Genomic DNA, 6,702 nt, shown 5'->3' with positions numbered 1-6,702 from the left:
CGGCTACCAGGTCACCAACGTCGAGGCGTCGATGTCGTCGCCCTCCTCGCTGCTGCACTGGACCCGCCGCATGATCGAGATCCGCAAGCAGAACCTGGCGTTCGGCCTCGGCTCGTACCGGGAGCTGCCGTCGTCGAACCCGGCGGTGATCGCGTTCCTGCGCGAGTACGAGGACGACCTGGTCCTGTGCGTGAACAACTTCTCCCGGTTCGCGCAGCCGACGGAACTCGATCTGTCGGCGTTCAATGGGAGGCATCCGGTCGAACTGTTCGGCGGGGTGCGCTTTCCGGCCGTAGGAGAGCTGCCGTACTTGCTGACGCTGGCGGGGCACGGCTTCTACTGGTTCCGGCTCCGGAAGGACGCCGCCTAGAGGTCCGGCCCTGCGGGGCGGGGCGGTTTTCGGTTTCCCCCGCCCCGCCCGGGGCACGCAACAGTGACACCCCGACCACCCCGGGGAAAGGAACGTGACGTCATGGCGGAAACTGTCACACTTTCCGGCCGGACCAGTCCCGGTCCCGGCCTCCTCGCGTCGCTCGACCCCCTCCTGCGGGAGTGGCTGCCGAGACAGCGGTGGTTCGCGGGCAAAGGCCGTCCCGTCACCGGTTTCTCGCTGGTGGCCGCCACCGAACTCCTTCCGGCGGACGGCCCGCTGGGCCTCTACCACCTCCTGGTCCGCGCCCACCAGTCACCCGCGCCCGGCGACTGCTACCAACTCCTCATAGGCGTGCGCGAGGCGCTGCCACCCCGGCTCGCGCCCGCGCTGATCGGACATGTGGAGGAGGGCCCGCTCGCCGGTCGCACGGTGTACGAGGCCCTGTACGACACCCGGCCCGCCGAGGTGCTCCTGGAGGCGCTGCGCACCCGGGCCCGCATCGGCGGGCTGCGCTTCGAGCGGGCGCCGGGCGGCCCGGACATCGGGCCCGGTCTGGTGCCGCGCCTGATGACCGCCGAGCAGTCCAACTCGTCCGTCGTCTACGGCGATACGTTCATCCTGAAGCTGCTGCGCCGGGTCGTCCCCGGCACCAACCCCGACCTGGAACTCCCGCTGGCCCTCGCCCTGGAGGGCTGCCCCCGGGTGCCCGCGCCGACGGCGTGGCTGCGGGCGGAGTCCGCCGAGGAGCCGTACGTCCTCGGGGTGCTCCAGCCCTTCGTGCAGGGCGCGGCCGACGGCTGGGAACTGGCGCTGCGCGAGCTGGCCAAGGGCGAGGACTTCGGCGCGGAGGCGCGGGCTCTGGGCCGCGCGACGGCCGAGGTGCATGTGGCCCTTGCGCGGGCACTGCCCACGGTGACCCTGGGCCATGCCCAACTCCAGCTCCTGGTCACCGGCATGAGCGAACGCCTCGACGCGGCGGCCCAGGCGGTACCGGCGCTACGGCCGTACGCCCCCGGCCTGCACTCGGCGTTCTCGGCGCTGGCCGACCTGGCGGCCGAGGGGCACACCTGGACCGCGCAGCGCATCCACGGCGATCTGCATCTGGGCCAGTGCCTGTACTCGCCCTCCGGGGAATGGTCGTTGATCGACTTCGAGGGCGAGCCTTCCCGGCCCCTGGCGGAACGCCGTATGCCCCAGCCTCCGGTGCGGGACATCGCGGGGATGCTCCGTTCCTTCGACTACGCGGCCCACTCGACGACCCCGCCGGCACGGGACTGGGCGGGGACGTGCCGGGCGGCGTACTGCTCCGGGTACGCGGAGATCACCGGCGTGGACCCCCGCACCGATCCCGTCCTGCTCCGGGCCTACGAGACCGACAAGGCGATCTACGAGGTCCTCTACGAAGCCCGCCACCGCCCCGACTGGCTCCCGGTCCCCCTGTCGGCAGTACGCCGCCTCGCCGGCCCCACCACCTGACCCACCTCGCCCAGGAGGCTCCACCCGTGACTGCGCGCCCCCCGTCCAACGGTCCGGATCCCAAGAAGCCGGCCGAGGAGCAGAGCACCACCGAGCAGTCGCCGTCGCCCCTGAAGAAGAAGCACGGCGGCAGCGCGAAGAAGAAGGCCGCGGCGGAGCGGGCCAAGGCCACCGGGGCGACGACGAAGAAGGCCTTGGCGAAGAAGGCCGGGGCGAAGAAGGGCGCGGGGAAGCAGGGCGTGGGGAAGAAGAGCGGCGTGGAGAAGAAGGCCCCGGCCAAGAGCATGGCGAAGAACGCGGCCGGGAACGCGGCCGGGAAGACGACGTCCGTGACCGAGAAGAAGGGCACGCGGAAGACGATGACCGCCGACACTCCCACCCCTCCCCCCGTCCCCGCCACTCCGGAGATCGCCGTGTCCCCCGCGCTGGACGCCGTCGATCGCGACCGTCTGCTCCACGGAACCCACCACGCCCCGCACTCCGTGCTCGGCGCCCACCCGGTCCCCGGCGGGGTCGCGTTCCGGGTGTTCCGGCCGTTCGCGCTGGGCGTGAGCGTCGTGTCCGGGGAGTCGACGGCCGAGTTGCACGACGACGGGGACGGGTTCTTCTCGGGGCTGCTCCCCCTGCCGGACGTGCCGGAGTACCGGCTTCTCGTGACGTACGAGGGGAGTGAGCAGGAGGTCGAGGACGCCTACCGTTTCCTGCCCGCGCTCGGTGATCTGGACCTGCATCTGATCGGCGAGGGCCGGCACGAGGAGCTGTGGCAGGCGCTCGGGGCGAGGCCGATGACACATCAGGGCGTCACCGGCACCCGCTTCACCGTGTGGGCGCCGGACGCCCAGGGCGTACGGCTGGCCGGCACCTTCAACTTCTGGGACGGGACCGGCGCCCCGCTGCGCTCGCTCGGCGGCACCGGTGTCTGGGAGCTGTTCGTGCCCGGCATCGGCGAGGGCGAGCTGTACAAGTTCGAGATCACCCGCCCCGACGGTTCCAAGACCCTGCGCGCCGACCCGATGGCCCGCCGCACCGAGGTCCCGCCGAACACGTCCTCGATCGTGGACGCCTCGCACTACGAGTGGGGCGACGAGGAGTGGCTCGCCGCACGCGCCGAACTCCCCACCCACCAGGCCCCCCTCTCCGTCTACGAGATCCATCTCGCCTCCTGGCGCCCCGGCCTGACGTACCGCCAGATAGCCGAGCAACTACCCGCCTACGTAAGGGACTTGGGCTTCACCCACGTCGAGCTGATGCCGGTCGCCGAGCACCCCTTCGGCGGATCGTGGGGCTACCAGGTCACCGGCTTCTACGCGCCGACCGCCCGCCTCGGCACCCCCGACGACTTCAAGTTCCTCGTCGACGCACTGCATCAGGCCGGCATCGGCGTCATCATGGACTGGGTACCCGCCCATTTCCCGCGCGACGACTGGGCGTTGGCCGAGTTCGACGGACGCCCGCTGTACGAGCACGAGGACCCGCTCCGGGCCGCGCATCCCGACTGGGGCACCCTGGAGTTCGACTTCGGCCGCCGCGAGGTGCGCAACTTCCTGGTGGCGAACGCCGTCTACTGGTGCCAGGAGTTCCACATCGACGGCCTGCGCGTGGACGCGGTCGCCTCGATGCTCTACCTCGACTACTCTCGCGAGCCGGGCCAGTGGACCCCGAACGAGCACGGCGGCCGGGAGAACCTCGACGCGGTGGCCTTCCTCCAGGAGATGAACGCGACCGTGTACCGCAGGGTGCCCGGCGTCGTCACCATCGCCGAGGAGTCCACGGCGTGGGACGGCGTAACCCGCCCCACCGACAGCGGCGGGCTGGGCTTCGGCCTGAAGTGGAACATGGGCTGGATGCACGACTCGCTCGACTACATGTCGCACGAGCCCGTCCACCGCAAGCACCACCACGGCGAGATGACGTTCTCGATGGTGTACGCGTACAGCGAGAACTACGTGCTCCCCATCTCCCACGACGAAGTGGTGCACGGCAAACGCTCGTTGGTGTCGAAGATGCCCGGCGACTGGTGGCAACAGCGAGCCAACCTCAGGGCGTACCTCGCCTTCATGTGGGCCCACCCGGGCAAGCAACTCCTCTTCATGGGACAGGAGTTCGCCCAGGGCGCCGAATGGTCCGAGACCCACGGCCCCGACTGGTGGCTCCTCGACCCCGCCTACGGCGCCGAGGCCGACCACCGGGGCGTACGCGACCTGGTCCGCGACCTCAACACGGTGTACCGCCACACCCCGGCCCTGTGGCAGCTCGACACCGACCCCGCCGGCTTCCAGTGGATCACCGGCGACGCGGCCGAGGACAACGTCTTCGCGTTCCTCCGTTACGACGCGGACGGCTCCCCCCTCCTCGCCGTCAGCAACCTCTCCCCCGTCGTCCGCCACGACTACCGCCTCGGCGCCCCCGAGGACATCCCCGCCTGGCACGAAGCCCTCAACACCGACACCGCCCGCTACGGCGGCAGCGATGTCACCAACCCGGCCCCCGTCAAGCCGGAACCAACCGCCTGGCACGGCCGCCCGGCCAGCATCCGGCTGACCTTGCCGCCGCTGGCCACGGTCTGGCTGCGGCCGGCCTAGGACAGCTCCGGCACATCGGAGAGCGCGCGGGGCAGCGAGCCCGTGTGCAGTACGCCCAGCATCTGAGTTGCCCGGGTCAGCGCCACATACAGGTCGCTCGTGCCGTACCGCCCCGGTTCGACGACGAGTACGGAGTCGAACTCCAACCCCTTGGCCTGGCGCGGGTCGAGCAGGACGACGCTCCGGGTCAGGTCCGGCTCGGCGCCGGCGGTCACGCCGTCCAGGCGTGCGGCCAGCCTGCGGTGGAGGTCGCGGGGGGCGATGACGGCGAGGCGGCCCTCGGTGGGGGTGAGTTCGCCGACGGCCTTGGCCACCGCGCCGGGGAGGTCGTCGGTGGCGCGCACCCAGGGGCGTACACCTGTGGAACGTACCGAACTCGGCGGTTCGAAGGCCGGGTTCTCGGCGCGGACGACGGCCGCCGCGAGGTCCATGATCTCGGCGGGGGTGCGGTAGTTGACGCCGAGGCGGGTGTGGGTGAAGCGGTCCTCGACGTAGGGGGCGAGGATCTGCGACCAGGAGCCGACGCCGGCCGGTTCGGCGGTCTGGGCGGGGTCGCCGACCAGGGTCATCGAGCGGGTGGGGCTGCGGCGCATCAGCAACCGCCAGGCCATCGGGGAGAGTTCCTGCGCCTCGTCGACGATGATGTGGCCGAACGCCCAGGTGCGGTCGGCCGCCGCGCGCTCGGCGGCGCTGCGGTGGTCCTCCTCCTCGTGCCGCTCGGCGAAGCGTTCGGCGTCGATGATGTCGTGCGCGGAGAGCACCTCGGAGCCCTCGGGGTCGTCCTCCTCCTTGTCCTCGAACTCGTAGGTCCGGGAGGCGAAGGACACGTCCAACACACCCTGCGCGAAGGACACTTGGTTCTCGCGTTCGCGTTCGGCGCGGGCCCGGGCCACCCGGTCGTCGCGGCCGAGGAGTTCGGCGGCCTCGTCGAGCAGGGGTACGTCCGCCACGGTCCACTCGCGGGTCACCGGGCGGCGGATGGCGTCCGCGTCGTCGTCGGAGACATGGCCGACGGGGTCGGCGAGGAAGTCCGCGACGAGGTACTGCGGGGTCAGGCGCGGCCACAACTGGTCGATGGCGTCCCAGACTTCGGGGTTCTCGGCGAGTTCGTCGCGGATCTGGGTGATGTCGCTCGGGTCGAGCAGGTTGCCGCCGTCGAAGGGGTCGGTGCCGATGCGTTCGGCGACCATCTCGGTGAGGGTGTTGAGGATGTGGCCCTCGAAGTGCTCGCGGGCCGCGTTGTGCGGGAGCCGGGCCTCGCGGGTGCGGTCGCGCGCCATCCGGACCAGGCCGTCGTCGAGCATGAGGATCTCGCGGTCGTGCTCGATCGCGATCACCGGGTCGGGCAGCGACTGCCAGTCGCGTACGACGCCGGCGAGGACGTCCGCCATGTCGGCACGGCCCTTCACCGCGGCGGCCGCCCGGCTGTCGGTGGCCGTGGCCTTCACGCCGGGGAAGAGTTCGCCGACGGTCGCGAGGAGGACGCCGGTCTCGCCGAGGGAGGGCAGCACCTCGCCGATGTAGCCGAGGAAGGCGGGGTTCGGGCCGACGATGAGGACGGCCCGCTTGGCGAGCAACTCCCGGTGTTCGTACAGGAGATACGCGGCCCGGTGCAGCGCGACGGCGGTCTTGCCGGTGCCGGGGCCGCCCTCGACGACGAGCACCCCGCGGTGCGGGGCCCGGATGATCTCGTCCTGTTCGGCCTGGATGGTCTGCACGATGTCGCTCATCCGGCCGGTGCGCGCGGAGTTGAGCGCGGCGAGCAGCACGGCGTCGCCGGTCGGGTCCTCGTGGCCGGTGCGGGTGGCGTCACCGAGGTCGAGGATCTCGTCGTGCAGGGCGGTGACGCGGCGGCCGTCGGTGGTGAGGTGCCGGCGGCGGCGCAGGCCCATCGGGGTGTGGCCGGTGGCGAGGTAGAAGGGGCGGGCGACGTCGGCGCGCCAGTCGATCAGGATCGGGGTGAGATCGGCGTCGGCGGCACGGATGCCGATCCGGCCGATGTGGTGCCGGACCCCGGAGGTCAGGTCGATCCGGCCGAAGCAGAGCGAGCCGTCCACGGCGTTCAGCGCGGCGAGCAGCCCCGAGCGCTCGGCGACCAGGATGTCCCGCTCCAGCCGGGCCTGCATGGGCGTGTTGCCCTGCCCGAGCGCGTCCGTGACGGAGTCCTCGGTGGCGCCGCGCAGCGCGTCCACGCGTGCGTACAGACCGTCGATGAATTCCTGCTCACCGCGAATTTCATCGCTGTTTGACAATTCCACTCCCGGACATATA

Annotated in this window: 4 protein-coding genes; 3 read left to right on the top strand and 1 reads right to left on the bottom strand. The window is 71.4% G+C overall.

Going from position 1 to position 6,702, the window contains the following annotated elements; translation table 11 throughout:
- From AB0M63_RS05940 to glgB, 3 genes are all read left to right on the top strand, one after another.
- The coding region (locus AB0M63_RS05940; protein ID WP_355912256.1) for an alpha-glucosidase C-terminal domain-containing protein at window positions 1-370 on the top strand (370 nt) is incomplete at its 5' end.
- A 102-nt stretch (window positions 371-472) separates the two neighbouring features.
- Window positions 473-1,849 carry a maltokinase gene (locus tag AB0M63_RS05935; RefSeq protein WP_355912253.1) on the top strand — a complete coding sequence of 459 codons (1,377 nt, stop codon included), beginning with the start codon at window positions 473-475 and terminating at the stop codon, window positions 1,847-1,849.
- Between the two features lie 26 nt (window positions 1,850-1,875).
- Window positions 1,876-4,431, top strand: a complete 2,556-nt coding sequence (gene glgB, locus AB0M63_RS05930) for a 1,4-alpha-glucan branching enzyme (protein ID WP_366018506.1) — start codon at window positions 1,876-1,878, stop codon at window positions 4,429-4,431.
- On the opposite strand, the gene AB0M63_RS05925 is transcribed toward glgB, so the two are convergent.
- Window positions 4,428-6,665 (bottom strand): UvrD-helicase domain-containing protein, encoded by a 2,238-nt coding sequence (locus AB0M63_RS05925; RefSeq protein WP_366018543.1) that lies wholly within the window; start codon window positions 6,663-6,665, stop codon window positions 4,428-4,430. The two genes, glgB and AB0M63_RS05925, sit on opposite strands and share 4 nt — an antisense overlap.
- Window positions 6,666-6,702 lie beyond the last annotated feature (37 nt).

The sequence above is a fragment of the Streptomyces sp. NPDC051576 genome (assembly GCF_040681835.1).
Taxonomy (GTDB): domain Bacteria; phylum Actinomycetota; class Actinomycetes; order Streptomycetales; family Streptomycetaceae; genus Streptomyces.
The sequence above is the reverse complement of the archived record's forward strand: the minus strand, read 5'-3'. Positions and strand labels throughout refer to the sequence as shown.